Source organism: Variovorax sp. OV084, from assembly GCF_900111625.1.
In the GTDB taxonomy this organism is placed as follows: Bacteria; Pseudomonadota; Gammaproteobacteria; order Burkholderiales; family Burkholderiaceae_C; genus Variovorax.
On record NZ_FOII01000005.1, the window covers coordinates 259,648 to 286,168 of the forward strand.

Annotated in this window: 29 protein-coding genes; 8 read left to right on the forward strand and 21 right to left on the reverse strand. The window is 65.8% G+C overall.

The window, feature by feature from the left end:
* Positions 1–178: 178 nt before the first annotated feature.
* Positions 179–592 carry a response regulator gene (locus BMW87_RS16330; RefSeq protein WP_093077435.1) on the forward strand — a complete coding sequence of 138 codons (414 nt, stop codon included), beginning with the start codon at positions 179–181 and terminating at the stop codon, positions 590–592.
* A gap of 52 nt (positions 593–644) precedes the next feature.
* Here BMW87_RS16330 and BMW87_RS16335 read toward each other — a convergent pair whose 3' ends face one another.
* Positions 645–1,277: a response regulator gene (locus BMW87_RS16335; RefSeq protein WP_007837167.1), complete on the reverse strand. Its 633-nt coding sequence runs from the start codon at positions 1,275–1,277 to the stop codon at positions 645–647.
* 131 nt (positions 1,278–1,408) lie between these two features.
* Between BMW87_RS16335 and BMW87_RS16340 the strand changes: the two genes are divergently transcribed.
* The 6 genes from BMW87_RS16340 to BMW87_RS16365 all read left to right on the forward strand — a co-directional run bounded on the left by BMW87_RS16340 (position 1,409) and on the right by BMW87_RS16365 (position 4,992).
* Positions 1,409–2,728 carry a CHASE3 domain-containing protein gene (locus tag BMW87_RS16340; protein ID WP_093077436.1) on the forward strand — a complete coding sequence of 440 codons (1,320 nt, stop codon included), beginning with the start codon at positions 1,409–1,411 and terminating at the stop codon, positions 2,726–2,728.
* A gap of 199 nt (positions 2,729–2,927) precedes the next feature.
* The gene (locus BMW87_RS16345; protein WP_007837165.1) at positions 2,928–3,092 is read left to right on the forward strand and encodes a DUF1328 domain-containing protein; all 165 of its coding nucleotides are present in this window, start codon (positions 2,928–2,930) and stop codon (positions 3,090–3,092) included.
* Positions 3,093–3,145: 53 nt separating this feature from the next.
* Entirely contained in the window at positions 3,146–3,523 is a 378-nt protein-coding gene (locus tag BMW87_RS16350) for a hypothetical protein (protein WP_093058053.1), read from the forward strand.
* Positions 3,524–3,564: 41 nt separating this feature from the next.
* The gene (locus tag BMW87_RS16355) at positions 3,565–3,948 is read left to right on the forward strand and encodes a phage holin family protein (protein ID WP_093058054.1); all 384 of its coding nucleotides are present in this window, start codon (positions 3,565–3,567) and stop codon (positions 3,946–3,948) included.
* Positions 3,935–4,441, forward strand: coding sequence for a hypothetical protein (locus tag BMW87_RS16360; RefSeq protein ID WP_093077438.1), 507 nt, complete (start codon positions 3,935–3,937; stop codon positions 4,439–4,441). Before BMW87_RS16355 ends, BMW87_RS16360 begins: the two co-directional genes overlap by 14 nt.
* Positions 4,438–4,992: a ferritin-like domain-containing protein gene (locus tag BMW87_RS16365; protein ID WP_093058056.1), complete on the forward strand. Its 555-nt coding sequence runs from the start codon at positions 4,438–4,440 to the stop codon at positions 4,990–4,992. Before BMW87_RS16360 ends, BMW87_RS16365 begins: the two co-directional genes overlap by 4 nt.
* Positions 4,993–5,090: 98 nt before the next feature.
* Here the strand turns inward: BMW87_RS16365 and BMW87_RS16370 are convergent, their stop codons facing one another.
* From BMW87_RS16370 to serA, 20 genes are all read right to left on the reverse strand, one after another.
* Positions 5,091–5,609 carry a BON domain-containing protein gene (locus tag BMW87_RS16370; RefSeq protein ID WP_093057488.1) on the reverse strand — a complete coding sequence of 173 codons (519 nt, stop codon included), beginning with the start codon at positions 5,607–5,609 and terminating at the stop codon, positions 5,091–5,093.
* Positions 5,610–5,674: 65 nt separating this feature from the next.
* Positions 5,675–5,872, reverse strand: coding sequence for a CsbD family protein (locus BMW87_RS16375; protein ID WP_093057487.1), 198 nt, complete (start codon positions 5,870–5,872; stop codon positions 5,675–5,677).
* A gap of 125 nt (positions 5,873–5,997) precedes the next feature.
* Complete coding sequence (locus tag BMW87_RS16380) at positions 5,998–6,822, reverse strand: DUF429 domain-containing protein (protein ID WP_093077439.1); 825 nt, start codon at positions 6,820–6,822, stop codon at positions 5,998–6,000.
* Positions 6,823–6,826: 4 nt separating this feature from the next.
* Positions 6,827–7,708 (reverse strand): EamA family transporter, encoded by an 882-nt coding sequence (locus BMW87_RS16385; protein WP_093077441.1) that lies wholly within the window; start codon positions 7,706–7,708, stop codon positions 6,827–6,829.
* 10 nt (positions 7,709–7,718) lie between these two features.
* Complete coding sequence (locus tag BMW87_RS16390; RefSeq protein ID WP_093057484.1) at positions 7,719–8,141, reverse strand: BLUF domain-containing protein; 423 nt, start codon at positions 8,139–8,141, stop codon at positions 7,719–7,721.
* A gap of 3 nt (positions 8,142–8,144) precedes the next feature.
* Entirely contained in the window at positions 8,145–8,876 is a 732-nt protein-coding gene (gene folE / locus BMW87_RS16395; protein WP_093077442.1) for a GTP cyclohydrolase I, read from the reverse strand.
* Positions 8,877–8,949: 73 nt separating this feature from the next.
* The gene (locus tag BMW87_RS16400; RefSeq protein WP_093077444.1) at positions 8,950–9,714 is read right to left on the reverse strand and encodes an endonuclease/exonuclease/phosphatase family protein; all 765 of its coding nucleotides are present in this window, start codon (positions 9,712–9,714) and stop codon (positions 8,950–8,952) included.
* The gene (gene nudB / locus BMW87_RS16405; protein WP_093077445.1) at positions 9,711–10,187 is read right to left on the reverse strand and encodes a dihydroneopterin triphosphate diphosphatase; all 477 of its coding nucleotides are present in this window, start codon (positions 10,185–10,187) and stop codon (positions 9,711–9,713) included. Before nudB ends, BMW87_RS16400 begins: the two co-directional genes overlap by 4 nt.
* A gap of 15 nt (positions 10,188–10,202) precedes the next feature.
* Positions 10,203–12,008, reverse strand: coding sequence for an aspartate--tRNA ligase (gene aspS / locus BMW87_RS16410; protein ID WP_093057480.1), 1,806 nt, complete (start codon positions 12,006–12,008; stop codon positions 10,203–10,205).
* A 38-nt stretch (positions 12,009–12,046) separates the two neighbouring features.
* Entirely contained in the window at positions 12,047–12,679 is a 633-nt protein-coding gene (locus BMW87_RS16415) for a DUF502 domain-containing protein (RefSeq protein ID WP_093057479.1), read from the reverse strand.
* A 9-nt stretch (positions 12,680–12,688) separates the two neighbouring features.
* On the reverse strand, positions 12,689–13,024 hold the full coding sequence (locus tag BMW87_RS16420; RefSeq protein WP_093077447.1) for an FmdB family zinc ribbon protein: 336 nt from the start codon (positions 13,022–13,024) through the stop codon (positions 12,689–12,691).
* A 102-nt stretch (positions 13,025–13,126) separates the two neighbouring features.
* Complete coding sequence (locus BMW87_RS16425; RefSeq protein ID WP_093077449.1) at positions 13,127–14,575, reverse strand: high affinity choline transporter 1; 1,449 nt, start codon at positions 14,573–14,575, stop codon at positions 13,127–13,129.
* Between the two features lie 13 nt (positions 14,576–14,588).
* Positions 14,589–16,154 carry a ubiquinone biosynthesis regulatory protein kinase UbiB gene (gene ubiB / locus BMW87_RS16430; protein ID WP_093077450.1) on the reverse strand — a complete coding sequence of 522 codons (1,566 nt, stop codon included), beginning with the start codon at positions 16,152–16,154 and terminating at the stop codon, positions 14,589–14,591.
* Positions 16,151–16,720, reverse strand: a complete 570-nt coding sequence (locus BMW87_RS16435) for a ubiquinone biosynthesis accessory factor UbiJ (RefSeq protein ID WP_093057475.1) — start codon at positions 16,718–16,720, stop codon at positions 16,151–16,153. Before BMW87_RS16435 ends, ubiB begins: the two co-directional genes overlap by 4 nt.
* Positions 16,721–16,880: 160 nt before the next feature.
* Positions 16,881–17,903, reverse strand: coding sequence for a Tim44 domain-containing protein (locus tag BMW87_RS16440; RefSeq protein ID WP_093057474.1), 1,023 nt, complete (start codon positions 17,901–17,903; stop codon positions 16,881–16,883).
* Between the two features lie 32 nt (positions 17,904–17,935).
* Entirely contained in the window at positions 17,936–18,667 is a 732-nt protein-coding gene (gene ubiE / locus BMW87_RS16445; protein ID WP_093057473.1) for a bifunctional demethylmenaquinone methyltransferase/2-methoxy-6-polyprenyl-1,4-benzoquinol methylase UbiE, read from the reverse strand.
* A gap of 148 nt (positions 18,668–18,815) precedes the next feature.
* A complete protein-coding gene (locus BMW87_RS16450) occupies positions 18,816–19,229 on the reverse strand; it encodes a gamma-butyrobetaine hydroxylase family protein (protein ID WP_093077452.1) in 414 nt (137 codons plus the stop codon).
* Positions 19,229–19,669 carry an HIT family protein gene (locus BMW87_RS16455; RefSeq protein ID WP_093077454.1) on the reverse strand — a complete coding sequence of 147 codons (441 nt, stop codon included), beginning with the start codon at positions 19,667–19,669 and terminating at the stop codon, positions 19,229–19,231. The genes BMW87_RS16450 and BMW87_RS16455 overlap by 1 nt, the downstream gene beginning before the upstream one ends.
* Complete coding sequence (locus BMW87_RS16460) at positions 19,666–23,544, reverse strand: DUF3683 domain-containing protein (protein WP_093077613.1); 3,879 nt, start codon at positions 23,542–23,544, stop codon at positions 19,666–19,668. Before BMW87_RS16460 ends, BMW87_RS16455 begins: the two co-directional genes overlap by 4 nt.
* A 147-nt stretch (positions 23,545–23,691) precedes the next feature.
* Complete coding sequence (gene serA, locus BMW87_RS16465) at positions 23,692–24,924, reverse strand: phosphoglycerate dehydrogenase (protein WP_093077456.1); 1,233 nt, start codon at positions 24,922–24,924, stop codon at positions 23,692–23,694.
* A 235-nt stretch (positions 24,925–25,159) separates the two neighbouring features.
* Here serA and ugpB point away from each other — a divergent pair, with 235 nt between their 5' ends.
* On the forward strand, positions 25,160–26,470 hold the full coding sequence (gene ugpB / locus BMW87_RS16470; protein WP_093057469.1) for a sn-glycerol-3-phosphate ABC transporter substrate-binding protein UgpB: 1,311 nt from the start codon (positions 25,160–25,162) through the stop codon (positions 26,468–26,470).
* Positions 26,471–26,521 lie beyond the last annotated feature (51 nt).

Here is a 26,521-nt window from a genome sequence, read left to right on the forward strand (position 1 = left end):
CTACGAATGCACCTTGCAGGCTTCGACGGATGCACGCGTCGGACCTCGCCTACAAGAGCCACGCGCCGAAGCTTGCATGATCTGCCGCCGCAACGCCTCAAAGTCCACGCTGGCAGGCATTTGCACCAGAGAGGCGCTGCAAATGCGTCTGCCAACCTCAGAGGAAGCGCGGTTCGGCATGGATTCCAGATTGCAGACCTACGTCGTCGAAGACAACCTCACGATCCGTGAAAACCTCATTGGCACGCTGGAAGAACTCACCTCCACCACGGTCGTCGGCTTTGCCGAAACCGAAAGCGGCGCACGCGCATGGCTGCTCGGCCACGATGGCGAGTGGGACCTCGTCATCGTCGATCTCTTTCTCAAGCAGGGCAGCGGTCTGGGCGTGCTCCAGGCCTGCCAGTCGCGCAAGCCGCTGCAGAAGGTGGTGGTGCTCAGCAACTATGCGACGCCCGACATCCGGCGGCGCTGCGCCGAGTTCGGGGTCGACGCGGTGTTCGACAAGTCGAACGAAATCGACGCGCTGGTCGACTTCTGCATCGTGCAGGCCAAGGCCTTGCACCCCGCGCCCGGGGCTCCCGAGGCGGGTTGAGGAAGAAGCCGCGTTGAGCCCCCTCCCCACTCTTTCCGCTCCCTGGCCGATCTCAGTCGATCAGCTTGTTCTTCAGCGCGTAGTAGGTGAGATCGCTGTTGGAGGAGAGGTTCATCTTCTCCATCAGGCGCGTGCGGTAGGTGCTCACGGTCTTCACCGACAACGACAGCGTCTTGGCGATGTCGCCGGCGGTCTCGCCCTTGGCGAGCTTCAGGAACACCTGGAACTCGCGCTCCGAGAGCTGCTCGTGCGGCGCGGCGTCGTCCTTGCGGTCGAGCTGGCGGGCCAGCAGTTCAGCCACGGCGGGCGTGATGTAGCGACGGCCCAGCGAGATGGTGCGGATGGCGTTGACGATCTCGATGGGATCGCACTCCTTGTTGAGGTAGCCGCTCGCGCCCTGGCGGATCAGGTTCATCGCGTAGTGCTCTTCGGGGTATCCGCTCAATATGAGGATGCCCACGTCCGGCGCCTTGGCGCGGATCATGGCGAGCGCATCGATACCGCTTTGACCGGGCATCGAAAGGTCCATGACCAGAACGTCCAGCTCCGTGGTGCGCACCAGCTCGATTGCCTCTCGGCCGCTGGCTGCTTCACCCGCCACGCGCAGGTCCACGTGCTCGGAGAAGAACTGCCGGAGGCCCGATCGCACGATGGCGTGGTCGTCCACAATTCCGATTTTGATCATCTGTTACTTTCTTCGTTGTGTTGCGGACATGCGGGTCGCAACATACCGGGTCCCTGATTGTTATCAATTATTCACGAACTTGCGTAGTACGCAGCCTCGAAAGTTTCATGCACTGGTTAGCCCCTCCAAGAATGGCCGTGAGCCTGCTGCTCGCGGCGCTGGCTGCGCTGGCCCTCGTCGGTATCAACGAGGCCGGCTACCGGCAGTCGAGCCGCGCCCTCGCCGACATCGACGAGGCGCAGCAGATGCGGGGCGCGCTCAACCAGATCCTGCAGAACATGCTGGATGCCGAGACCGGCCAGAGAGGCTACCTGCTGACCGGCGAGGCGAACTACCGAAAACCCTATGACAACGCGGTCAAGCAGGTCGACGGCCAGCTCGCGACCCTTCGCCGGCTGTACGCCGGCCGCCCTGCTGAACTCACCCAGCTGGCCGAGTTGTCGAAGCACGTGCTGCGCAAGGTGGCCGAGATGGACATGAGCGTGCGGCTGCGCCAGGACGGCAAGGAAGACGCCTGGAAGTTCGTCATCACGACAGACGTGGGCCGCGAGGAGATGGACTCCATCCGCGCGACGGCGGGCGAGCTGGTGAAGATCAGCAACGTCACCCTGCACCAGAGCCAGGAGCAGGTGCTGCGCTCGCTGCAGCTGGCGCGCATCGGCACCGCCATCGTGGCGCTGGCCGCGCTGTTCGCCTTCTTCCTGTACCTGCGCCAGACGCATGCGCTGCACTCCATCGGCGAGCGCCAGCAGGAGGCCCTGCAGCGCGAGCGCAATGCGCTGGAAGACGAAGTACGCGAGCGCACCGCCTCGCTGGCCGAACTGGCCACCCACCTGCAGGACGTGCGCGAGACCGAGCGCGGCTATCTCGCGCGCGAGCTGCACGACGAACTGGGCTCTCTGCTCACCGCCGCCAAGCTGGACGTGGCGCGTCTGAAGTCGCGGCTGGCGGACTCGCCCGACGCGATCCAGCGGCTGCAGCACCTGACCGACCTGCTCAACAGCGGCATCGCGCTCAAGCGCCGCATCATCGAGGACCTGCGGCCATCGTCGCTCTCCAACCTGGGGCTGGTCGCCTCGCTGGAGATCCTGGGGCGCGAGTTCGGGGAACGCTCGGGCCTGCAGATCGAGATGGCGCTGGAGCCGGTGACCATGGACGAGTCGCGCCAGCTCACCATCTATCGCATGGTCCAGGAAAGCCTCACCAACATCAGCAAGTACGCCGAGGCCAGCGAAGCCACCATCGTGCTGAAGAACTACGACAACCACGTCATCGTGGAAGTGGCCGACAACGGCAAGGGCTTCGACACGCAGCGCATGCGCCCGTCGACGCATGGCCTCGCGGGCATGCGGCACCGGGTGGAGGCAGCGCGCGGCAAGCTCACGGTCTCCTCGACGCCGGGCAAGGGCACCCGCCTGAGCGCCATGCTCCCCGTCGTCAAGCCGGCCTGAGCTGCCTGCAGGAGCGGCACTTCTGCACGCGCGGGCGCAGAGCGACTCGGCCATCTCCTACGCACCCCGCCCCTGGCCGCTGACAGGTCGGGGGCATGCCCCCACTTAAGGTTGCACCCATGCCATCCGAAGCCTCTGCGCGAGGTTGCGGATGCGATGGTTTTTCATAACGACGAGGCAAGCCTCGAAGGAGTTCCACATGCTGCATTACGCCGTGGTGTTTCTGGTCATCGCCCTGATCGCGGCCCTGTTCGGGTTCGGCGGCATCGCCGCCAGCGCGGTGGGCATTGCCAAGATCCTTTTCGTGATCTTCGCGATCCTCGCGATTGCGAGCTTCCTTGCCGGCTTGCTTCGACGCAAGTAGCGTCGTTACGATCAACAGGCTTGCGCATTTCATTTTTCCGGAAAGGACCTCACATGAACACGACGACCAAGACTCCCTCGCAACTCGCCGACGACGTGCGCCAGACCGCGCGTGAAGCGGTCGAAACCACCCGCGCCTACGCACAGAACGCGGTGAATGCGGCGGGTGAAAAGGTCCGCGACCTGCAACGCGATGCCGAACCGGGTGTCGAGCAGCTCGCAGCCCGCGTGCAGCAAGCCGTTCAGCGCGGCCTGGACGCCGCGTCCACCACCAGCGCGCGTGCGCAGCGCCGCATCGAACAGGCTGCCGACGTCACCGGCCGCTACATCTCCGACCAGCCTGTGCGCTCCGTGCTGCTGGCTGCAGCCGCCGGCGCAGCCATCACGGCACTCATCGTGCTGGCCAGCCGCCGCAGCCGGGACGACTATTGATTCGCCGCTGAATTCCCGTCGCTGCACCGGTTCCCGGCACCATGCTTCATCCGATTTTTTCCACGGTGCTCGGGCATCCGGATCTCGTTGCTGAACATCTCGCCAACTACGCCGCCCTCGTCCGCCAGGAATCCGCGCAGGCGGGGCGCGGCCTCGTCGCCCGGCTCGTGGCGGCCTTGCTGGCGGTGGCCAGCGCCACGCTGGCCCTCGGGCTCATAGGCGTGGCCGTGCTGCTCGGCGTGATGCACGGCAGCTTTCACTGGGTGCTGGTGGCCGTGCCGGCCGTGGCCGTGGTGATCGCGGCCATCTGCGCGTGGTATGCGACACGGCCCGTGCCGGGCCACGGTTTCGACGACCTGCGCTCGCAGCTCGACGCCGACCTGCAGGCCTTGCGCGACACCGGAGCCCGCCATGGCCAGCGCTGAACGTCATCTCCTCACCCCGCAGCAGCGCCTGGCCCTCTCGCGCCGCGCGCTTGTGCGGCAGCTGAACGACGGCGCGGACGCACCCGACAACGACGATCTGGAATACGCGCAGCACGAAGCCTCGGCTGCGCCGCCGGATGACCAGCACCCGCGCAACCCGCGAGGAGAAAGAGGAAGAAGAGAAGGAGGAGGAAGAAACAACGTGTGGCTCGGTGTGGGCCGCAGCGTGGTGGAACGCTGGTGGCGCCGGCACCCCGCGCATGCGGTCGGCCAGCTGGCGCGTCCGCTGCTCGAGCACTACGCGCGCAAGGAGCCGGCCAAGCTGATGGCCGCCGCCGCGGCCACCGGCGCGGTGCTGGTGCTCGTCAGGCCATGGCGACTGCTGTCGGCCACGGCCGTGCTGGCGGCGGTACTGAAGACATCCGACGTGGCTGACCTGGTCAACACGTTGATGCAGAAGACCCCAAGCCCCCCACGAAAGGACCCTCCATGAAAGCCGATGTTTCCTCCAAGACCAACGGACACAAGCACCTGGTGCTCGACCAGGGCGGCCTCGATGCCGCGCGCAAGAGCCTCGACGACGGCGCCGTCACCCCCAGCTACGGCCCCTGGCGCGACGACGTCGTCCAGTTGCTGAACGACGCGCTGGCCACCGAGCTGGTCTGCGTGCTGCGCTACAAGCGCCACTACTTCACCGCCAACGGCGTCGAATCGCCCGCCATCGCCGACGAGTTCCTGGTGCATGCCAACGAAGAGTCGGGCCATGCCGACCGCATTGCCGAGCGCATCGTGCAGCTCGGCGGCGAACCCGACTTCGCGCCCTCGCACCTGCTGGAGCGCAGCCATGCGGCATACGACGAGTCGACCGACCTGCAATCGATGGTGCGCGCCAACCTGATCGCGGAGCGCATCGCAGTGGAGTCGTATCGCCAGATGATCGCGCTGATCGGCGACAAGGACCCGACCACGCGCCGCATGCTCGAAGACATCCTCTCGGACGAGGAAGAGCATGCCGACGAGTTGAAGGACTGGCTCGGTCACTGAACTGAACCAATCAGGGGCTGCGTGCCCCGCCCATGAAAAAGCCCGGTAGAACCGGGCTTTTTCATGGGTGAACGAGTAAAGCTCGCCAGGGCGATCAATCAGCCCTTCACTTCGAGCTGGTTGCTCACCGACGTCACGCCCTGCACGCCCTTGGCGATCTCTTCGGCACGCGCCTTGGCTGCCGCCGTGGGTGCCGGGCCCTTCAGGCTCACCGCGCCGCCCTTGGTGTCGACGTTGATCTTGATCGCGCTCAGGTCCGGATCCTTGGCCAGGCCCGCGGATACGGAAGCCGTGATGGCGGCATCGTTCACCGTCGCGCTCATCGCCGCGCCGGCATCCTTGGCCGCTTCCTTGGCATTGGCCATGCCTTCCTTCACCTCAGCAGTAGTGCTGGACGACTCGACCTTGGCCGTGGCGTCCTTGACGGCCTGGCCGGTCTTGGCGGCCGCGGTATCGGCGGCCTGCTCGGTCTTTGCCACAGCGCTGTCGAGCTTCTCGCCCGCGGTGCGGTTGTCGGATTTGTCGCAGGCGGCCAGCGTCAGCGCTGCGCCGGCCACGAGCACGGCAAGCCACGCGCGCGAATGCGGCATGGCGATGTATTGATTCGATTTGTTCATGGGAATCCTCCAGTCACTCACGGAGATGGAAAAGGGCTGCGGGGTGTGCCCGCCGCCCTGTTCGGTCACAACTTGTCGGCGCCCGACTTGATCGCATCCTTGGCCTTTTCCTTGACGTCGCCGTAGGTCTTCTGCACCTTGCCGGCGGCCTGGTCGGCAATGCCCTCGCCCTCGAGTTTTTCGTTGCCGACGACCTTGCCGGTGACTTCCTTCAGCTTGCCCTTGGCTTCCTCGACGCGGCCTGCCACTTGGTCCTTGTTCATGTCGCTTCCTTCCTGTTCGGGGTAGTGAAAACCGTGGGCCGGAATGACCCACTGATTTCAATCTAGGCCCCGACCGGTGACGGCGAATGCCGACGGAAGCCCGAAGCGTTGTAGGACAACAAGGCTCAGGCGGTGACGATCCATCCTTCAAGCGGGTCGACGCTTTCCGGCAGGCCGTGGCCCGGTCCGGGGCTGTCGGCGCGCTGCAGGCCCCAGGCCGCCTGCAGGAGGCACAGCACTGCGTCGATGTCGTCGCCGCGGGCGTCGGCCAACAGTTCGGCGCGCTGCGGCCTGGTGATGGAGAGCCGCAGGCCGAGGTGGGTTGTCCCGGCCTCGAGCGCGACCAGCAGGTCGGCGCGTGCGGCGTGCCGCTCGGGCGTCTGCTTCTGCAGGTCGTCGCTCTTGTAGCTGCGGCGCCCGATCAGCTCGCGCGCCAGCAGGCCGGGGTAGGCCTCCAGCGCAATACGGTCGGCACCGCTGCCTGCGTGCAGGCCTGGAATGTGCGCACCGGCTGCCAGCAGGCGCGGCACGCCCGCATGAAGCATGTAGGCCACTGGCGGGTTGACCCACTTCATCGAGGGGCTGGAGCCCGCAGGCCCGTCCGTCGCACGGTGCGCGAACTTGCCGCCGACCGGGCGCGCCGCGCAGAACGCAGCGAAGGTCTCGCGGATTTCGGCACGGCTCAGGCTGGCGTAGTGGGCCATCAGCGGCTTCCACTGCGGGGGCCATCGCAGATGCTCGACGAGTTCGCGCGGCAGGCTGAAGGGAAAGTCGAAACCACCGGTCCAGGACGGCGTGGCGCACAGCCATTCGCCCCACGCCTGGAGCGTCGCGAAGCGCTGCAGGCTGGTCAGCCTGACGCGGTCGGCACCGGCCAGTTCTCCGACAGCGATCACGATCGGCTTGCGTGCCGTCGGCGCGCTGGAGAAGTCGCAGCCGAACAGCACCATCGCCTCAGCCCATCGCGAGCGCCACCACCCCGGCAGCGATGAACAGCGCGCCGAGCAGCCGCAGCAGCCGGTCGCCTTCGCGCAGCAGATGGCCGCCGATCAACGCGGCAAACAGCATCGACACCTCGCGCGCCGGCGCGACGTGCGAGATCGGCGCCTGCTGCACCGCGTACAGCACCAGCACATACGACACCGGGCTGACCGCCGCCACCAGCAGCGCGTACTTCCACTGCTCGCGCCACATGCGCGCGGTGGTCGCACGGTCCTTCAGCGCGACAGGCGCCAGCAGCACCATGCGCACGAGATTGCCGAAGTAGTCGAGCAGGATCGGCGACATCGCGAGGAACTTGACCGCGTAGCTGTCGGCCACGGTGTACGCCGCGATGAAGCCGCCGGTCAGCACGCCGTAGCGGATGCCCTTGTGCACGCGCTCGCGCTGCGCCGGGTCATGCGCCTTGCGCCACAGCTTGGGCCCGCCGGCAACGAGGAACACGCCGCCCACCACGCCTGCGATGCCTGCCACGCCAATCAGGCTGATCTTCTCGCCCAGGAAAAGCACCGCCACCAGCGACGACAGCAGCGGCCCCGATCCGCGCGCGAGCGGGTAGACCACCGTGAGGTCCGACTTGCGATAGCCGCGCAGCAGCACGATGAAATAGAAGATGTGCAGCACGCCGCTGAGCACGACGAAGCCCCACTCCGTCAGGCCCCAGCCGGGCACCACGTTCCAGCCCAGCGTGATGCCCACGGGCGCCCAGATGAGCATGTTGAACACGCTGGTCTGGAAGCTGAAGCGCGCATCACCGTTCGCCTTCTTGGCGGCGATGTTCCAGCCTGCGTGAACGATCCCGGCAAGCAGGATCAGCGCGAATGCGGAGAGCGGCACCCCTGCCGGACTAGTGACGGCCGACGATGGCGGCGGTGGCCATCAGCTCTTCGAGCAGCGCCAGCGAAACCTTGCCCGACACCGCGTACGGGTTGAGCTCGGGCTTTTCGGAGTACTTCAGCAGCGTCGATGCGTTGAGCTTCGACAGGTTGACCTGCCCCATCGTCCAGCCGCCGAAGCGGCGCTCGGAAATCTCTTCGTAGTGCAGCAGCACCACGTCCTTGTGGCGCGCATCGCGCTGGATGTGGCCGTAGAGCTCGCTGATGGCCATGCGGCCACCCTCGATGGCTTGCAGGAAGGTGCCGGCACCGTAGCAGAGGATGCCGGTGATGCCGCAGGTCGTGTTGTGCGTGCGCGATTGCGCAAGGATCGCCTCGATGGCCTCGGGGCTGGTGTCGACGGCGCGGCTGGCGTAGAGAAGTCGGACCAGCATGGCTCAGCTCTTTCGGGGAAGGAGAGAAAGGAATTCGCGGCGCAGGCTCGGGTCTTTGAGGAACACGCCGCGCATCACGGAGTTGATCATCTTGCTGTCCATTTCCTTCACGCCGCGCCAGGCCATGCAGAAATGCTCGGCTTCCATGACCAGCGCGAGGCCGTCGGGCTGCGTCTTTTCCTGGATCAGGTCGGCCAGCTGCACCACGGCTTCTTCCTGGATCTGGGGACGGCCCATGACCCACTCGGCCAGGCGCGCGTACTTCGACAGGCCGATCACGTTGGTGTGCTCGTTGGGCATCACGCCGATCCAGAGCTTGCCGATGATCGGGCAGAAGTGATGCGAGCAGGCGCTGCGCACGGTGATCGGGCCGACGATCATCAGCTCGTTCAGATGCTCGGCGTTGGGAAACTCGGTGAGCGAGGGCGGCGCCACGTAGCGGCCGCGGAACACCTCGTTCAGGTACATCTTGGCGACGCGCCGTGCTGTGTTGTCGGTGTTGTGGTCGTTCTCGACGTCGATCACCAGGCTCTGGAGCACGCCCTTCATCTTGACCTCGACCTCGTCGAGCAAGGCCTCCAGCTCGCCGGGCTGGATGAACTCGGCGATGTTGTCATTGGCGTTGAAGCGCTTGCGCGCCGCGGTGAGGCGCTCACGGATCTTCACGGAGACGGGCGTACCCTCGTCATCGTCGTTTCGATCGGGGCGCGGGTCGACGTCGGTTTTCCTCAGCATGGCGGGGATCGTACCAGTGAATGGCTCCAGACATTCGGGCCCGCAACGCCCGTCCCTTCTTGGAGCAATGCTATCAATTGAGGAGCGTGAAATCGGCCACCAGCGGCAGGTGGTCGGACATGCGAGCCCAGATGGGGCCGCGCGGCACCGTGCAGGCCAGCGGCTCCAGCCTGCGTCCGTAGACGAAGTCGAGCTGCGCTACCGGCAGGCGCGAGGGGTACGTGAGCGTGCGCGGACCGCGCAGGTCGCTGGTGTCGCGCAGGCCCATGGCATTCATGGCGTAGCGCATGCGCGCGCCCCAGTCGTTGAAATCGCCGGCCACCACAACGGCCTCGTCGGGCGGCACCTCGCGGTCGATGAACTCGCGCAGGCGCGCAATCTGCCGAACCCGGCTGCCCTTGATGAGCCCGAGGTGCACCACGATGGTGTGCACCCGCCGGCCCTCCACGTCGATCACCACGTGCAGCAGCCCGCGCTGTTCGAAACGGTGGTCGGAAATGTCCTGATGGTTGATTCGCAGCACCGGCCAGCGCGTGAGCAGCGCATTGCCGTGCTCGCCGTGGCGCGTGACGGCATTGGTCTCGTAGACGGCGGTGTAGCCCTCGGGCGCGAGGAAATCGGCCTGCGGCAGCTCGGGCCAGCGCGCGAAACGGGCGGCCGCCTGCCGGTTCATCTTGCGCACTTCCTGCAGGCAGACGATGTCGGCGTCGAGTTGCTCGATGGCGTGGCCGAGGTTGTGGATTTCGAGCCGCCGTGCGGGTCCGATGCCTTGAACACCCTTGTGGATGTTGTAGGTCGCGACCCGGAGGTTCTGCGTTGCTGCTGCCGGCTGGTTCATCGCGCAAATTCTGGCAGCAACAGAATGGCTTCGGCATTCGATGGGGAAAAGCATGCATCCGCCGCTTCGTGGTACGGCAGCCAGCGCCAGTCGGTGTGCTCGCGCGGGTCTAGCGTGGGCGTGATGCGTTCGGGCACGCACAGGCCGAACAGGTGCTCGGTGTTGTGGGTGATACCGGGCGCGTAGCGGGCGCGCCAGCGGGGGTAGATCTCGTAGACGTTGCGCAGCTTCCAGTCGACCAGTTGCGAGGCCAGCGCCGTGCCTTCGCCGCACTGGATGCCGGTTTCCTCGGCCACCTCGCGCGCCGCGGTCAGCGCGAGCGGCTCATCGGCCGCATCCTTGCTGCCCGTGACCGATTGCCAGAAGTCGGTCTCGGCATCCGCACGCCGGATAAGCAGCACATCGAGCGCCGGCGTGTGGATCACGACCAGCACCGACTCCGGGATCTTCCAGGGTCGAGGGCTGGTCGTCATGGGAACCTCAGAGCATCAGGCAGCTTGAGGCGTGTTGCGCAGCTTGATGTGCAACTCGCGCAGTTGCTTCTCGTCGACCGGGCTCGGCGCCTGCGTCAGCAGGTCTTGCGCGCGCTGGGTCTTGGGGAAGGCGATCACGTCGCGGATCGACTCGGCGCCGGTCATGAGCATGACGAGGCGGTCCAGGCCGATGGCGATGCCGCCGTGCGGCGGCGCGCCGTACTGCAGCGCGTCCAGCAGGAAGCCGAACTTGAGCTGCGCGTCTTCGGCGCTGATCTTCAGCGCGCGGAACACCTTGCTCTGCACTTCCTCGCGGTGGATACGCACCGAGCCGCCGCCCATTTCAATGCCGTTGAGCACCATGTCGTAGGCCTTGGCGATGCACTTCTCGGGAGCGGTGTCCATGAGGTCTTCATGGCCGTCCTTCGGCGCGGTGAACGGATGGTGCACGGCGCTCCAGCGCTGGCCTTCCTCGTCGAACTCGAACATCGGGAAGTCCACCACCCACAGCGGCGCCCAGCGGTCGTCGAACAGGCCGGCCTTCTTGCCGAAGGCGCTGTGGCCGATCTTGACGCGCAGTGCGCCGATGGCGTCGTTGACGACCTTTTCCTTGTCGGCGCCGAAGAACAGGATGTCGCCGTTGCGGGCACCCGTGCGGGCGATGATCTCGGCCAGCGTGCTGTCGTCGAGGTTCTTCACGATCGGGCTCTGCAGGCCTTCGCGGCCGGCTTGTGCGTCATTGACCTTGATGTAGGCCAGGCCCTTGGCACCGTAGATCTTGACGAACTCCTGGTACGCGTCGATCTCGCCGCGCGACAGGCCGCCCTCGGCGCCGCCGCCGGGCACGCGCAGCGCCACCACGCGGCCACCGGTCATGGTGGCGGCATTCGAGAACACCTTGAACTCGACGCGCTTCATCAGTTCCGTCAGCTCGGTGAATTCGAGCTTCACGCGCAGGTCGGGCTTGTCCGAGCCGTACTTGAACATTGCGTCGGCATACGTCATGGTCGGGAACACCGGCAGGTCAATGCCCGCGGCGTTGCGGAACACGTTGCGGATCATGCCTTCGAACATCTCGCGGATTTCCTCTTCGGCGAGGAACGAGGTCTCGATGTCGATCTGCGTGAATTCGGGCTGGCGGTCGGCGCGCAGGTCTTCGTCGCGGAAGCACTTCACGATCTGGTAGTAGCGGTCGTAGCCGGCCACCATCAGCAGCTGCTTGAAGAGCTGGGGCGACTGCGGCAGCGCGAAGAAGCTGCCGTCGTGCACGCGGCTGGGCACGAGGTAGTCGCGCGCGCCTTCGGGCGTGGACTTGCCGAGCATCGGCGTCTCGATATCGATGAAGCCGTTGGCATCGAGGAACTTGCGCGTTTCCATCGTCACCTTGTAGCGCAGCATCATGTTGCGCTGCATGGCCGGGCGGCGCAGGTCGAGCACGCGGTGCGTGAGGCGGGTGGTTTCCGACAGGTTGTCGTCGTCCAGCAGGAACGGAGGCGTGACCGAGGGGTTCAGCACCTTCAGTTCGTGGCACAGCACTTCGATCTTGCCGCTCTTGAGCTGGTCGTTGGTCGTGCCTTCGGGACGCGCGCGCACGAGGCCCGTGATCTGCACGCAGAACTCGTTGCGCAGGTTCTCGGCCACGGCGAAGGTGGAGGCGCGATCGGGGTCGCACACCACCTGCACGTAGCCTTCGCGGTCACGCACGTCGATGAAGATCACGCCGCCGTGGTCGCGGCGACGGTTGACCCAGCCGCACAGGGTGACGGTTTGGCCCAGCAGGGCTTCGGTCACGAGACCGCAATAGTGAGTACGCATGGCCATAGGAATCCATTCCGGCGCCTTGTCGGCGCGTTCGTTTTTTATGAGTTGGAAGATTTCACCGCCACCGTGGTGGGGCCGCCTGGAACGACCACCCCCATCGAGACGATGTACTTGAGCGCTTCGTCCACGCTCATCTTCAGTTCGATGCAGTCGCTGCGCTTGAGCATCACGAAGTAGCCGCCCGTGGGGTTGGGCGTGGTCGGCACGTAGACGCTGAGGAATTCCTCTTCGCCGAGGTGTTCAGCGACTTCGTTGCCGGGCGCACCGGTGACGAAGGCGATGGTCCATACACCTTCGCGCGGCCATTGCACCAGCACCGCGGTGCGAAAGGCATTGCCGTTCTCGGAGAACAGCGTGTCCGACACCTGCTTGACGCTGGAGTAGATCGAGCGCACCACCGGAATGCGGCGCACCACGGCGTCGCCCCAGCCGAGCAGGCGCTTGCCGACGAAGTTGCTGGCGGTGGCACCCACCACCAGCAGGATCGCCAGCGTGAGCAGCACGCCCAGGCCGCGCACCTTGTGGTCGCTGAGCCAGACCTGCCATTGCTCAGGCAGCAGCCACAGCGTCTGGTCGAGCGTGCCGATGATCCAGTTCAGCACGCCGAGCGTGATGACCAGCGGCACGATGACCAGCAGGCCGGACAGCAACCATTTGCGCAGGGCGAGCATGGTGATCGATCAGTCGCCGCTCTTGGCGGCAGCAGCCGGCGCGGGGGCCGGTGCCGCGGGCGCCGGAGCGGGGCTCGGCGTGGCGGCGGAAGAGGAAGATTCGGTGGACTTGGCACCGTCGCTCGACACGGGCGCCGTGGCAGGCTCGGCCTTCTTGCCGCCGCCCTCACGGAAATCGGTCACGTACCAGCCCGAGCCCTTGAGCTGGAAGCCGGCGGCCGTGACCTGCTTTTCGAATGCGCTCGCACCGCACGCCGGACACACCGTCAGGGGCGCGTCGGACATCTTTTGCAGGGCGTCTTTGGCAAAGCCGCAGGCGCTGCACTTGTAGGCGTAGATGGGCATGGGAAATGAGGTCAAAAAGCGGCGCAGCTGCCGCTCGCAAAGCCCTCGATTATAGGGGCGCCCCTGCCAAAGGGCGCCCAGCCCGACCGCCGAGCCCGGGCTTCAGGCTGGCTCGGTGGCCAGCGGGCGGTGCGGCGTGTGAGTGTTCGCCAACCATTGCGGCAGGAGCGAGCCGGCCACCATGCCCACGAACGAGCACAGCACGCCCGCCAGCTGGGCCGGGAACGCGCTGCCCCAGGGCATCCAAAGAAACAGCAGCCACACGCCGATGCCCAGGACGATCGAGGCGACTGCCCCCTGGGTGCTGGCGCGGCGCCAGTACAGGCCGCACACCAGCGGCACGAAGGCCCCCACCAGCGGCACCTGGTAGGCACCCGACACCAGTTCGTAGATCGGGGTGCCCTGCATGCGAATGGCGTAGGCCAGCACGGCGGCGCTGAACAGCAGCACCGTGATGCGCATCGTCATGAGGTTCTGGCGGTCGGTGCCGGCCGGGCGGAACTGGCGCCAGATGTTCTCGGTGAAGGTGACGCTGGGCGCCAGCAAGGTGGCCGAGGCGGTCGACTTGATGGCCGACAGCAGCGCACCAAAAAACAGCACCTGCATCACGAACGGCATCTTCTGCAGCACCAGCGTGGGCAGCACCTTCTGCGGATCTTCCTTCAGCAGCGTGGCGGTCTGCTCCGGCATGATCAGCAACGCACTGGCCACCAGGAACATCGGTACGAAGGCGAACAGGATGTATGCCACGCCGCCGATCACCGGGCCGCGCTGGGCCGCCTTGACGCTGTTGGCCGACATCACGCGCTGGAACACGTCCTGCTGCGGAATCGAGCCAAGCATCATCGTGATGGCAGCCGCGAAGAAGAACACCATGTCGTGCCAGCTCGGCTCGGGCCAGAACTTGAAGAGGTCCTTGCTCACGGCAAAGGCCACCACCTTGTCGGCGCCGCCGGCCATGTTGCCCGCGAACACCGCGATGACGGCCAGGCCAGCCACCAGGATGATCATCTGCATGAAGTCGGTCACCGCCACCGACCACATGCCGCCGAACAGCGTGTAAGCCAGGATCGAGACCACCCCGATCACCATGCCCACCGGGATGCTGATGGCGTCGCCCGACAGCAGGTTGAACACCAGCCCCAGCGCCGTGACCTGCGCCGACACCCAGCCCAGGTAGCTCAGCATGATGATCAGCGAGCAGGCCACCTCCACAGTACGGCCGTAGCGCTCGCGGTAGTAGTCACTGATGGTCAGCAGTGTCATGCGGTAGAGCTTGCCCGCGAAGAACAGGCCCACCAGGATCAGGCAGGTGCCCGCGCCGAATGGGTCCTCGACCACGCCGTTGAGCCCGCCCTCGATGAACTTGGCCGGGATGCCGAGCACCGTTTCGGAGCCGAACCAGGTCGCGAAGGTGGTCGTGACGATCATGAAGAGCGGCAGGTGCCGCCCGGCGATGGCGAAGTCGGTGGTGTTTTTCACCCGCTTGGCGGCATAGAGGCCGATTGCGATGGTGACCAGTAGATAGACGATGACCAGCGTCAACAACACGGCGGAAACTCCTCTAGAACAAGCGCACGCGCACCAGCAGTTGCATGGCGAGCAACCCCAATACAAAACCTATGCCACCGTAGACGATGGTCTGGAGCAACCGGTTGGTGCGCTTCTGCTCGGCCAGCAGTTCGAGCAGCTCGCGGCGGTTGTCGGACGGGCGATTTTCCAGGAAATCGTGCAGCAATCGAGGAAGCTGGGGCAGCAGCTTGGCGTATCGCGGCGCCTCGGCCTTGAGCTGCTGCAGCAGCTTCTTGGGGCCGATCTGGTCGACCATCCACTTCTCGAGGAAAGGCTTGGCTGTGGCCCAGAGGTCGAGTTCTGGGTCGATGTTGCGGCCCAGGCCCTCGATGTTGAGCAGCGTCTTCTGCAGCAGCACCAGCTGCGGCTGGATCTCGACGTGGAAGCGGCGCGAGGTCTGGAACAGGCGCATCAGCACCATGCCCAGCGAAATCTCTTTCAGCGGCCGGTCGAAGTACGGCTCGCAGACGGTGCGGATGGCGCCCTCCAGCTCGTCGATGCGGGTGCCCACCGGCACCCAGCCGCTTTCGAGGTGCAGTTCGGCCACGCGCTTGTAGTCACGCCGGAAGAAGGCCACGAAGTTCTGCGCGAGGTATTCCTTGTCCGACTCGGTCAGCGTGCCGATGATCCCGAAGTCCAGCGAGATGTAGCGCCCGAAGGTCTCGGGCTCCAGGCTCACCTGGATGTTGCCGGGGTGCATGTCGGCGTGGAAAAAGCCATCGCGGAACACCTGCGTGAAGAAGATCGTGACGCCGTCGCGCGCCAGCTTGGGAATGTCGACGCCGGCCGCGCGCAAGCGGTCCATCTGCGCGATGGGCACACCCTTCATGCGCTCCATCACGATGACCTCGGGATGGCAGAAGTCCCAGAACATCTCGGGGATCAGCACCAGGTCGAGCTCGGCCATGTTGCGGCGCAGCTGGGCGGCGTTGGCGGCCTCGCGCACGAGGTCGAGCTCGTCGTGCAGGTACTTGTCGAACTCGCCGACCACCTCGCGCGGCTTCAAGCGCTTGCCGTCGGCCGAGAGGTTCTCGAGCCAGCCGGCCATCATGGCCATCAGCGCCAGGTCTTTCTCGATCACGCCGCGCATGTTGGGGCGCAGCACCTTGACCGCCACTTCGCGCACATCGCCCTGGTTGGTGCGGATGGTCGCGAAATGCACCTGCGCGATCGACGCGCTGGCAATGGGCGTTTCGTCGAACTGCACGAACACGTCGCCCACCGGGCGGCGGAATGCGCGTTCGATGGTGGCAATGGCCACCGCTGACGGGAACGGCGGCACGCGGTCCTGCAAAAAGGCCAGCTCGTCGGCGATGTCGGGCGGCAGCAGGTCGCGCCGGGTCGACAGCACCTGGCCGAACTTCACGAAGATGGGGCCGAGGCGCTCGAGCGCCTCGCGCAGCCGCTGGCCGCGCGGCGCGTCGAGGTTGCGCCCGATGGAAACGACGCGCGCCACAACGAGCAGCCAGGGCTTCCTGAAGCTCGTGAGCACGAGCTCGTCGAGGCCGTAGCGCAGCGCGACCCAGACGATGAACAGTCCGCGGTAGAAGCGCCTCATTCGGCCGTGCTCGCCGAGCCGGCCGTCGAGCCGCCAGCCTTGGCCGTGCGGTCGCCGACGAACTGGCGCAGCGCGCCCACGACACGCCGCACGCCGTTGCCCAGAGTGTGCGCAGGCACGTCGCCGATCACGCGGGCAAGGTCGTCCTCGACGTCCCAGCGCACATGGTCGACCAGCCAGTTGACCTCGGCCGCCAGTTGTACGTCGCCGATGATCTGCACGGCCGGCTTGTCGCCGCGCAGCGTGGCGCGGGCGATGTCGAAGGGGGAATCGTCGGTGACGGTGAGCGTAAGCTCGGGCACCGAACCGGCAGGGGCCAGGTCGAGCAGGCCGGCCGGCGTGGCCACCAGTTCCATGGTCACGAAGCGCCACTGGAAGCGCACCACCCGCCCCTGCTGGCGCAGCAGCCGCTGCTGGGCCTCGGGCTCCTGCTGCAGCACATGGTTCAGGAACAGGACCGCGCGGTGCTGGATCTCGTGAACGGCCCAGTCCGGCGGCTGCAGGCGCTCGCCGATGCGGTTGAAGAGGTCGCCGAGAAAAGAAAATGGGGACGATGGTGTGGCCATGTCCCCATTATCCCGTCACTGTCGCGCCCCGCGACTCATGGACCGCATGCCCTTTTCCAGAAACACCGCAGAACCGGCTTTGCCGGGCTGCTGGTGTTGCCCCCGGCAGGGGGTAGGAGAAGCGACACGAAGCGAGCGAACCCTGGGGGCGAGCCTTTATTTACTGCAGTGCTTGCACGCCAGCCACCAGCCAGCCGCTGTTGCCGCTGGTCGGCTTGGTCATGTTCCACACTTCGCGGAACGGACCCGGGCCGGCCGAGGCGTCTTCGCGGATCATGCCGGAGAACTCCACGCTGGCCATGTAGGCGTCGGGCAGCTCTTCGATGCCCAGCAGCTTGGCGTCGAGCATCACGACTTCGGTCTTGTTCGAGGCACCGCCGGTGTGGCTGGCCCGGTCGGCCAGCTGCGCGCGGATCTCGTCGACCATGCCGTCGGTCATCATCGAACGCAGCATCGACACGTCGGCGCGGTCCCATGCGTCCTGCAGCGTCACGAAGTTGCGCTTGGCTGCGCCGAGGAAGCCGTCGATGTCGAAGCCCGCGGGAATGCCCCAGGACTGCGAACCGGCGAGCGCCGAACCGATCATGCTGCCACCGGCCGCGGCGCCCGCTGCCGAGAGGCTGCTGCCATGCGGTGCGTCGTTCGAAGGCGTGGCGTCGAAGGCCGCTGCATTGCGCTCCCACGGACGTGCCGAGGCATCGTTACCCACGTTGGCCGGGCTGTACTGCACCGGTGCGCTGGCATTGGCGGGGCTGCCGCCTGCGCCCTGGAACGCGAAGCCGCCCTGGCGATTGCCGGCAGGTTGCGAGCGCGACTTGATCATGCGCCACACCACCACGCCGGCCAGCACGAGCAGGCCGATCAGCAGGATGTTGCCGAAGCCGGCACCGAGGCCGAGCGAGCTTGCGAGCCATGCGAGGCCAAGGCCAGCGGCCAGACCGCCGAGCATCGCGCCCCACGGACGTTTCGGTGCAGCGGCGGCGGGTGCGGGCGTTGCGGGCTTCGCCGCCGCCGCGTTGGTCGCACTCTGCTGCGAAGGCGCGCTGGGCGATGCGGACTCGCGCTGCGTCACGTTGGACGACTGGCGCCCCACCGACTTGCCACCGCCCATGCGGGCAGCCTCGGCCTGGACACTGCCCAGCACCAATGCAGCTGCCAAAAACAAAGAACCCAAACTCTTCATGTCGTCTCCTCTTGAGCGAAAGATTCGCTTCATCAACATTTGATTCCAACATGGAGGGCGGCGATGCCACCCGTCATGTTGTGATAGTCCACATGTCCGAAACCGCCCTCTTTCATGAGGGTCTTGAGCTCCTCTTGCGAGGGGTGCATCCGGATCGATTCGGCGAGATAGCGATAGCTCGCGTCGTCGCCGGCCACGAGCTTGCCCAGGCGGGGCAGCACGTTGAAGGAGTACCAGTCGTAGGCCTTTGCGAGCGGCTTCGCGACCTTCGAGAATTCGAGCACCAGCAGCTTGCCGCGCGGCTTGATCACGCGGTTCATTTCCTTGAGCGCGATGTCCTTGTGCGTCATGTTGCGCAGGCCGAAGGCCACCGTGACAACGTCGAAGTGGTTGTCCGGAAAAGGCAGCTTCTCGGCGTCGCAGACCATGGTGGGCAGCACCACGCCGGCATCGAGCAGGCGGTCTCGACCAGTGCGCAGCATGGCCTCGTTGATGTCGGTGTGAACCACTTGCCCGCTGGCACCGACCTTCTTTGCGAAGGCCAGCGCGAGGTCGCCGGTGCCGCCCGCGATGTCGAGCACGCGCGAGCCTTCGCCCACGTTCGCGACCATCACGGTGTACGCCTTCCAGGCGCGGTGCAGGCCGGCCGACATCAGGTCGTTCATGACGTCGTAGCGCGAGGCAACTGAATCGAAGACACCGCGAACGCGGCGGGCCTTCTCGCTTTCGTCGACTGTTTCGAAGCCGAAGTGTGTGGTACTCATGCAACCGATGTTAGGCCGGAAGCCTTCACATCAAGCCGACGACCCCGCGCGCACGGCGGGCATTTGTTGCTTTTTTCGTCCCGCCCTTCCTGGGGGTAGGGCTATCTTTTCAATAGCGCGGCGCGGATTTTCAGGCGAATTCGCGCGCTCAGTGGCTGCCGCAGGCGTGGCCGCTCTTGTCGATCATCGGCGTGTCGCGGTCGACGCCAGCCTCGAGCAGGCGGCGCTCGTAGGTGGCCCACAGCTCGGCCTGCCTCTCGCCCAGTTCGTAGAGCAGGTCCCACGAGTAGATGCCCGTGTTGTGGCCGTCGCTGAAGGTCGGCTGCACGGCGTAGTTGCCGACCGCTTCGAGGTCGACGAGTTCGACCTCGCGCTTGCCCGTCTGCAGAATTTCCTGGCCCGGGCCATGGCCTTGCACCTCGGCCGACGGCGAGTAGATGCGCATCAGCTCGAAAGGGATTCGAAAGGTTGCGCCATCGGAGAAGCCCACTTCGAGCACGCGCGACTGGCCGTGCACGGTGATCGATTGCGGCGTCGGTGCGCCCGGTTTCAAGCCTGCCATCAGAAACTCCTGTTGCCCAAGCGTTCGATCATCGCAGCCTCGAGGGCTGGCAGGCGCGCGGCGATATCCGCTTCCTGCGCCGCATTGCGTTCGCGCTGCACCGGCGCCCACACCGAGCCCGGGAAATGGCTGTCGTCGGCGAAGCGCGCGATCACGTGCCAGTGCAGATGCGCCACCATGTTGCCAAGCGCGGCGAGATTGATTTTCGTTGGCTTCAGGTGCTCGCGCAGGCACTGCTCGACGACCGCCACTGCTTCCATGCACAGCGTGCGATTTGCGGCATCGAGGTCGGAAAACTCCGCCGCATGGTCACGCCACACCACGCGATAGAAAGCCGGAAAGCCCGCCTCTTCCGCATGGATGACGCGCAGCTTCGCGCCCTCGAACACGAGGCGGCCACCCGGCCCCTCGCACAGCACGCAGCCCTGTACCCTCGTCACACCAGCACCCGCTCGATCCCGCCCTGATTGGCTGCGGCAACATAGGTCGGCATCCAGTCGGCACCGAGGATCTTGTTGGCCATCTCGACCACGATGTAGTCGGCTTCGAGCAGGCCGTTGTTCAGGTCGTTGCCGTAGCGCGAGAGGCCTTGCAGGCAGCTCGGGCAACTGGTGAGGATCTTCACGTTGTCCTGTGCGCCGACCTTGCCGGAGTCGCGCAGCGCGGCTTCACCCTTCTTCAGCTCTTCTTCCTTGCGGAAGCGGATCTGCGTCGAGATGTCGGGCCGCGACACGCCCAGCGTGCCCGATTCGCCGCAACAGCGGTCGTTCTTGAGCACGTTGTCGCCGACCAGCGCCTTCACGGTCTTCATCGGGTCCTGCAGCTTCATCGGCGAATGGCAGGGGTCGTGGTACAGGTAGCCGCCACCGCCCGCATCGGCCAGGGTGATGCCCTTTTCGAGCAGGTACTCGTGGATGTCGATGATCCGGCAGCCCGGGAAGATCTTGTCGAACTGGTAGCCCTGCAGCTGGTCGTAGCAGGTGCCGCAACTCACCACCACCGTCTTGATGTCAAGGTAGTTGAGCGTGTTGGCCACGCGATGGAAGAGCACGCGGTTGTCCGTGATCATCTTCTCGGCCTTGTCGAACTGGCCGCTGCCGCGCTGCGGATAGCCGCAGCACAGGTAGCCCGGCGGCAGCACTGTCTGCACGCCCGCGTGCCAGAGCATCGCCTGCGTGGCGAGGCCGACCTGCGAGAACAGCCGTTCTGAACCGCAGCCCGGAAAGTAGAAGACGGCCTCTGTCTCGGAGGTGGTCGCCTTCGGGTTGCGGATGATCGGCACGTAGTCGGCATCCTCGATGTCGAGCAGCGCGCGCGCCGTCTTCTTCGGCAGGTTGCCCGGCATCTTCTTGTTGATGAAGTGGATCACCTGCTCCTTGATCGGCGCCGGACCCAGCGTGGCTGGCGGTGCCGCCGTCTGCTTCTTCGCGAGGCCGCGCAGCAGGTCGTTGGCCATGCGCTGCGCCTTGAAGCCGATGCCCACCATGCCCGCTCGCACCGCCTTGATGGTCTGCGGATTGGTCGCGTTGAGGAAGAACATCGCAGCAGCGTTGCCAGGACGGAAACTCTTCTGGCCCATCTTGCGCAGCAGGTTGCGCATGTTCATCGACACGTCGCCGAAGTCGATCTTCACGGGGCACGGCGTGAGGCACTTGTGGCACACGGTGCAGTGGTCGGCCACGTCCTCGAACTCTTCCCAGTGCTTGATGCTGATGCCGCGCCGGGTCTGCTCCTCGTAGAGGAAGGCCTCCACCAGCAGCGAGGTCGCGAGGATCTTGTTGCGCGGGCTGTACAGCAGGTTGGCACGCGGCACGTGCGTGGCGCACACAGGCTTGCACTTGCCGCAGCGCAGGCAGTCCTTCACGCTGTCGGCAATGGCGCCGATGTCGCTCTGCTGCATGATCAGCGACTCATGGCCCATGAGGCCGAAGCTCGGCGTGTAGGCGTTGGTCAGGTCGGCGTGCAGCGTCTGCGCCTCGCCGGCAGGCGCGCGCAGCAGCTTGCCCTTGTTGAAGCGGCCTTCGGGGTCGACCCTGGCCTTGTATTCGGTGAACGGGCGCAGTTCTTCGTCGCTCAGGAATTCGAGCTTGGTGATGCCGATGCCGTGCTCGCCCGAGATCACGCCGTCGAGGCTGCGCGCCAGCGCCATGATGCGCACCACCGCGGCATGCGCGGTCTGCAGCATGTCGTAGTTGTCGCTGTTGACGGGGATGTTGGTGTGCACGTTGCCGTCGCCCGCGTGCATGTGCAGCGCGACCCACACGCGGCCCTTGAGCACTCGCTTGTGGATGGCCGTGCACTCGGCCAGGATCGGCGCGAACTCGGCGCCCGAGAAAATCTCCTGCAGCGGCTGGCGCAGTTGCGTCTTCCAGCTCGCACGCAGGCTGTGGTCCTGCAGTTGCGGGAACAGCGCATCGACGTTCTGCAGCCAGCCGGCCCAGAGCGTGCGCACTTCCTGCACCAGCGCCACGGCCTGTGCCACGCGGTCTTCGAGCAGCTCGGCCGCCGGAATCTCGTGCGCATCGTCGGTCTTGCCCAGCGGCAGGTTGCCGCGCATGAGAAAGGCTTCGAGCTCGTCGGTGAGCGCGAGCTTGTTCTGCAGCGACAGCTCGATGTTGATGCGCTCGATGCCGTCGCTGTACTCGGCCATGCGCGGCAGCGGAATCACCACGTCTTCGTTGATCTTGAAGGCGTTGGTGTGCTTGCTGATGGCGGCCGTGCGCTTGCGGTCGAGCCAGAACTTCTTGCGCGCCTCGGGGCTGATGGCGATGAAGCCTTCGCCGCTGCGCGAGTTGGCGATGCGCACCACTTCGGAGGTGACGCGGGCCACCGCATCGGCGTCGTCGCCGGCGATGTCGCCGAACAGCACCATCTTCGGCAGGCCGCCGTGCTTCTTCGACTTGGTGGCGTAGCCCACCGCCTTGAGGTAGCGGTCGTCCAGGTGTTCGAGGCCGGCCAGCAGCACGCCAGAGCGCTTCTGCTCGGCGAACATGAAGTCCTTGATCTCGACGATGCTGGGCACCGCGTCCTTGGCGTTGCCGAAGAATTCGAGGCACACGGTGCGCGTGTGCGAGGGCATCTTGTGCACCACCCAGCGGCAGCTGGTGATGAGGCCATCGCAGCCTTCCTTCTGGATGCCCGGCAGGCCCGAGAGGAACTTGTCGGTCACGTCCTTGCCCAGGCCTTCCTTGCGGAAGGTGCGGCCAGGGATGTCGAGGCGCTCGGTGCGCAGCTTGGTCTTGCCGTCGGCAGCGTAGTACTGCAGCTCGAACACGGCGCTCTCGGCGTCGTGGATCTTGCCGAGGTTGTGGCCGATGCGCGTGACTTCGAGCCATTCGGCCTGTGGCGTGACCATGCGCCACGAGGCGAGGTTGTCGAGCGCCGTGCCCCATAGCACGGCCTTCTTGCCGCCGGCGTTCATGGCGACGTTGCCGCCGACGCACGAGGCCTCGGCCGACGTCGGATCGACCGCGAAGACGAAGCCCGCGCGCTCGGCCGCATCGGCCACGCGCTGCGTGACCACGCCAGCTTCGGTCCAGATGGTGGGCACGGGGTCGGCCAGGCCGGGCAGCGAGACGTGCTCGACCTCGGTCATAGCCTCGAGCTTCTCGGTGTTGATGACGACGCTGTTCCAGGTCAGCGGAATGGCACCGCCGGTGTAGCCGGTGCCGCCCCCGCGCGGAATGATGGTCAGGCCCAGCTCGATGCAGCCTTTCACCAGCAGCGCCATCTCGACCTCGGTGTCGGGGCACAGCACGACGAAGGGGTACTCCACGCGCCAGTCGGTGGCATCGGTGACGTGCGACACGCGAGAGAGGCCGTCGAACTTGATGTTGTCCTTGGCCGTGAGCCGGCCCAGCACGCGCGTGGCCTTGCGGCGCAGGGCGGCGACGTCGCGGAACTTGGTGTCGAAGGCGGCTACCGCCTCGCCCACGAGGCCGGTGAGTTCGCCCACGAGTTGGTCGCGCGGCAGGTCGCTGTCGGGGGTGCGGCGCTTTTGCACCTCTGTCAGGCGGTGCCTGAGGGCATCGACCAGCTGGCCGCGGCGGCGCGGGTTGTCGAGCAGGTCGTCGACGAGGTACGGATTGCGCTGCACCACCCAGATGTCGCCGAGCACTTCATAGAGCATGCGGGCCGATCGGCCGGTGCGGCGCTCGGCGCGCAAGGTCTGGAGCAGTTCCCAGCCGCGTTCGCCCAGCAGGCGAATCACGATCTCGCGATCGGAGAAGCTGGTGTAGTTGTACGGGATCTCGCGCAGTCGGACAGGCTCTGCGGCCTGTGCCAACAGCGTGTTCAACGCAGTCGGAGCATTCATCGGGTGGGGCGCCTCGGCCGGGCGCTGCGCGCCCATAGCCGGGCTGGGGATTTTAGGGCAGCGCCTGGGGACTTGCCTCGTGACGGTTGCTACGGCCTTGTGCTAAGCATGGCTCCCGGAGGGCTCCCCGCCCCTTCTCAAGGAAACTCAGAACAGCACGCGGCTGCGAATCGTCCCGCCCACCTTCGCCAGTTTCTCCAGCGCCAGGTCCGAGGATGCCGCGTCGATGTCCATCACCACATAGCCGATCCTCTCGTTCGTCTGCAGGAACTGCGAGGAGATGTTGATCTGGTTGTCCGAAAAGATCTTGTTGATCTCGGACAGCACCCCAGGCACGTTCCGGTGGACGTGCAGCAGCCGGTGCTTGCCAGGGTGCGCAGGCAGCGCCACTTCAGGGAAGTTGACGGAAGACGTCGAAGTGCCGTTGTCGCTGTACTTGACCAGCTTTTCAGCCACTTCCAGCCCGATGTTGGCCTGCGCCTCCATGGTCGAGCCGCCGATGTGCGGCGTCAGGATCACGTTGTCGAGGCCTCGCAGCGGCGACTGGAACTCGTCCTTGTTGCTGCGCGGCTCCACCGGGAACACGTCGATGGCGGCGCCCAGCAGCTTTTTCGTCTTCAGGGCCTCGGCCAGCGAGTCGATCTCGACCACCGTGCCGCGCGAGGCATTGATCAGGATGGCGCCGGGCTTCATTGCCGCGATCTCGGCCGCGCCGATCATCCATTGCGTGGCCTGCGTCTCGGGCACGTGCAGCGTCACGATGTCGCTCTGGGCCAGCAACTGGTGCAGCTCGCGCACCTGGCGCGCATTGCCCAGCGGCAGCTTGGTGACCACGTCGAAGAAGGCCACGTGCATGCCCAGCGCCTCGGCCAGCACCGACAGTTGCGCGCCGATGGAGCCGTAGCCCACGATACCCAGCGTCTTGCCGCGGATTTCAAACGCGTTGTCGGCCGACTTGAGCCAGCCGCCGCGGTGCGCCACCGCACTCTTCTCGGGCACGCCGCGCAGCAGCAGGATGGCTTCGGCCAACACCAGTTCGGCCACCGAGCGGGTGTTGGAATACGGGGCATTGAACACCGCCACGCCGTGCTCGCGGGCAGCTTCCAGGTCGACCTGGTTGGTGCCGATGCAAAAGCACCCAGCGGCCACCAGCTTGTGGGCGGCGGCGAACACCTCGGCCGTCAGCTGGGTGCGCGAGCGGATACCCAGGAAATGCACATCGGCGATCTTCGCCTTGAGCTCGGCGTCGGGCAGCGCGCCCGGCAGCGACTCGATGTTGGTGTAGCCGGCGGCGCGCAGCACCTCCACGGCCGAGGGGTGAATGCCTTCGAGCAAGAGGAACTTGATCCTGCTTTTGTCGAGGGAGGTTTTGCTGCTCATGGCGCTCTCGCAGAAGTCCCGGCCGTGGCGACAGGCTAGGCCAAAAAAGGAGGGCGATGCTAGCATGCTGCGGCGCAGCAAGCAGGGCCGCAGCCCGCGCCGGGCCTGATGCAAACAGGGCCAAAGGGGTTTCCCCGATTGGAAGCAACCCGCGCTCCATGCGCCAATGTGACGCGGCTGTGTCATGCACATGCCCTAGCATCCGCGCTTTCCATTTTTCCCTTCAGGAGTCTTCATGCGATTCAAGACGCTTGCGCTGGCATCGGCGTTGGCCGCCACGCTGTTCAACGTGGCACAGGCCCAGACCGAGATCCAGTGGTGGCATTCCATGACCGCCGTCAACAACGAGTGGGTCAACGATCTGGCCAAGCAGTTCAACGAGAGCCAGAAGGAATACAAGGTCATCCCGACCTTCAAGGGCACGTACGACGAATCGATGACGGCTTCCATCGCGGCCTTCCGCGCCGGCAACGCACCGCACATCCTGCAGGTGTTCGAAGTGGGCACCGCCACCATGATGGCCAGCAAGGGCGCCATCGTGCCGGTCGGCCAGGTCATGAAGGACGCGGGCGAGAAGTTCGACCCGGCCGCCTACATCCCTGCCGTGGCCGGCTACTACACCGCCCCCAATGGCCAGATGCTGAGCTTCCCGTTCAACAGCTCGACCACCATCTTCTATTTCAACAAGGACGCCTTCAAGGCTGCCGGCCTGCCCACCGACAAGGCGCCGTCGACCTGGCCCGAGGTGGTTGCCGCCGCCGCCAAGCTCAAGGCCAGCGGCCACAAGTGCCCGTTCACCACGGCCTGGCAGAACTGGACGCAGGTGGAGAGCTTCTCGGCCTGGCACAACGTGGAATTCGCCAGCAAGGCCAACGGCCTGCAGGGCCTGGACGCGCGCCTGAAGGTGAACTCGCCGCTGCACCAGCGCCACATCGAGAACCTGGCCAGCATGGCCAAGCAGGGCCTGTTCATCTACAAGGGCCGCGGCAACGTGCCCGAGGCCTCGTTCGTGTCGGGCGAGTGCGCCATGATCAACACCTCTTCGGGCTTCTACGGCAACGTGGCCAAGAACGCCAAGTTCGCCTACGGCCTGGCGCCCCTGCCCTACTACCCGGACGTGCCGGGCGCACCGCAGAACACCGTGATCGGCGGTGCCAGCCTGTGGGTCATGTCGGGCAAGAAGCCGGCCGAATACAAGGGCGTGGCCAAGTTCTTCAGCTTCATCTCGACGCCTGAAGTGCAGTCCGCCAGCCACAAGCGCACGGGCTACCTGCCCGTGACCACCGCTTCGTACAAGCTCACCGAAGAGTCGGGCTTCTACAAGCAGAACCCCGGCACCGACGTGGCCGTGACGCAGATGATCCGCAAGGTCACCGACAAGAGCCGCGGCATCCGCCTGGGCAACTACGTGCAGATCCGCGCCATCGAGGACGAAGAGCTCGAACAGGTCTGGAACGGCAAGAAGACGGCCAAGGAAGCCCTTGACGCCATCGTGACCCGCGGCAACGAGCAGCTGGAACGCTTCCAGAAGGCAAACAAGAGCTGACGATTGACGACCGGGCCCCTCGTGTCCGGCTAATATCGCCCGCCCCCGCTC

Excerpts from the sequence above, each read along its gene's own strand:
- BMW87_RS16330 (WP_093077435.1), top strand. The coding sequence starts at position 179 with ATGGATTCCAGATTGCAGACCTACGTCGTCGAAGACAACCTCACGATC.
- BMW87_RS16335 (WP_007837167.1), bottom strand. The coding sequence starts at position 1,277 with ATGATCAAAATCGGAATTGTGGACGACCACGCCATCGTGCGATCGGGC.
- BMW87_RS16340 (WP_093077436.1), top strand. The coding sequence starts at position 1,409 with ATGGCCGTGAGCCTGCTGCTCGCGGCGCTGGCTGCGCTGGCCCTCGTC.
- BMW87_RS16345 (WP_007837165.1), top strand. The coding sequence starts at position 2,928 with ATGCTGCATTACGCCGTGGTGTTTCTGGTCATCGCCCTGATCGCGGCC.
- BMW87_RS16350 (WP_093058053.1), top strand. The coding sequence starts at position 3,146 with ATGAACACGACGACCAAGACTCCCTCGCAACTCGCCGACGACGTGCGC.
- BMW87_RS16355 (WP_093058054.1), top strand. The coding sequence starts at position 3,565 with ATGCTTCATCCGATTTTTTCCACGGTGCTCGGGCATCCGGATCTCGTT.
- BMW87_RS16360 (WP_093077438.1), top strand. The coding sequence starts at position 3,935 with ATGGCCAGCGCTGAACGTCATCTCCTCACCCCGCAGCAGCGCCTGGCC.
- BMW87_RS16365 (WP_093058056.1), top strand. The coding sequence starts at position 4,438 with ATGAAAGCCGATGTTTCCTCCAAGACCAACGGACACAAGCACCTGGTG.
- BMW87_RS16370 (WP_093057488.1), bottom strand. The coding sequence starts at position 5,609 with ATGAACAAATCGAATCAATACATCGCCATGCCGCATTCGCGCGCGTGG.
- BMW87_RS16375 (WP_093057487.1), bottom strand. The coding sequence starts at position 5,872 with ATGAACAAGGACCAAGTGGCAGGCCGCGTCGAGGAAGCCAAGGGCAAG.
- BMW87_RS16380 (WP_093077439.1), bottom strand. The coding sequence starts at position 6,822 with ATGGTGCTGTTCGGCTGCGACTTCTCCAGCGCGCCGACGGCACGCAAG.
- BMW87_RS16390 (WP_093057484.1), bottom strand. The coding sequence starts at position 8,141 with ATGCTGGTCCGACTTCTCTACGCCAGCCGCGCCGTCGACACCAGCCCC.
- folE (WP_093077442.1), bottom strand. The coding sequence starts at position 8,876 with ATGCTGAGGAAAACCGACGTCGACCCGCGCCCCGATCGAAACGACGAT.
- BMW87_RS16400 (WP_093077444.1), bottom strand. The coding sequence starts at position 9,714 with ATGAACCAGCCGGCAGCAGCAACGCAGAACCTCCGGGTCGCGACCTAC.
- nudB (WP_093077445.1), bottom strand. The coding sequence starts at position 10,187 with ATGACGACCAGCCCTCGACCCTGGAAGATCCCGGAGTCGGTGCTGGTC.
- aspS (WP_093057480.1), bottom strand. The coding sequence starts at position 12,008 with ATGGCCATGCGTACTCACTATTGCGGTCTCGTGACCGAAGCCCTGCTG.
- BMW87_RS16415 (WP_093057479.1), bottom strand. The coding sequence starts at position 12,679 with ATGCTCGCCCTGCGCAAATGGTTGCTGTCCGGCCTGCTGGTCATCGTG.
- BMW87_RS16420 (WP_093077447.1), bottom strand. The coding sequence starts at position 13,024 with ATGCCCATCTACGCCTACAAGTGCAGCGCCTGCGGCTTTGCCAAAGAC.
- ubiB (WP_093077450.1), bottom strand. The coding sequence starts at position 16,154 with ATGAGGCGCTTCTACCGCGGACTGTTCATCGTCTGGGTCGCGCTGCGC.
- BMW87_RS16435 (WP_093057475.1), bottom strand. The coding sequence starts at position 16,720 with ATGGCCACACCATCGTCCCCATTTTCTTTTCTCGGCGACCTCTTCAAC.
- BMW87_RS16440 (WP_093057474.1), bottom strand. The coding sequence starts at position 17,903 with ATGAAGAGTTTGGGTTCTTTGTTTTTGGCAGCTGCATTGGTGCTGGGC.
- ubiE (WP_093057473.1), bottom strand. The coding sequence starts at position 18,667 with ATGAGTACCACACACTTCGGCTTCGAAACAGTCGACGAAAGCGAGAAG.
- BMW87_RS16450 (WP_093077452.1), bottom strand. The coding sequence starts at position 19,229 with ATGGCAGGCTTGAAACCGGGCGCACCGACGCCGCAATCGATCACCGTG.
- BMW87_RS16460 (WP_093077613.1), bottom strand. The coding sequence starts at position 23,544 with ATGAATGCTCCGACTGCGTTGAACACGCTGTTGGCACAGGCCGCAGAG.
- serA (WP_093077456.1), bottom strand. The coding sequence starts at position 24,924 with ATGAGCAGCAAAACCTCCCTCGACAAAAGCAGGATCAAGTTCCTCTTG.
- ugpB (WP_093057469.1), top strand. The coding sequence starts at position 25,160 with ATGCGATTCAAGACGCTTGCGCTGGCATCGGCGTTGGCCGCCACGCTG.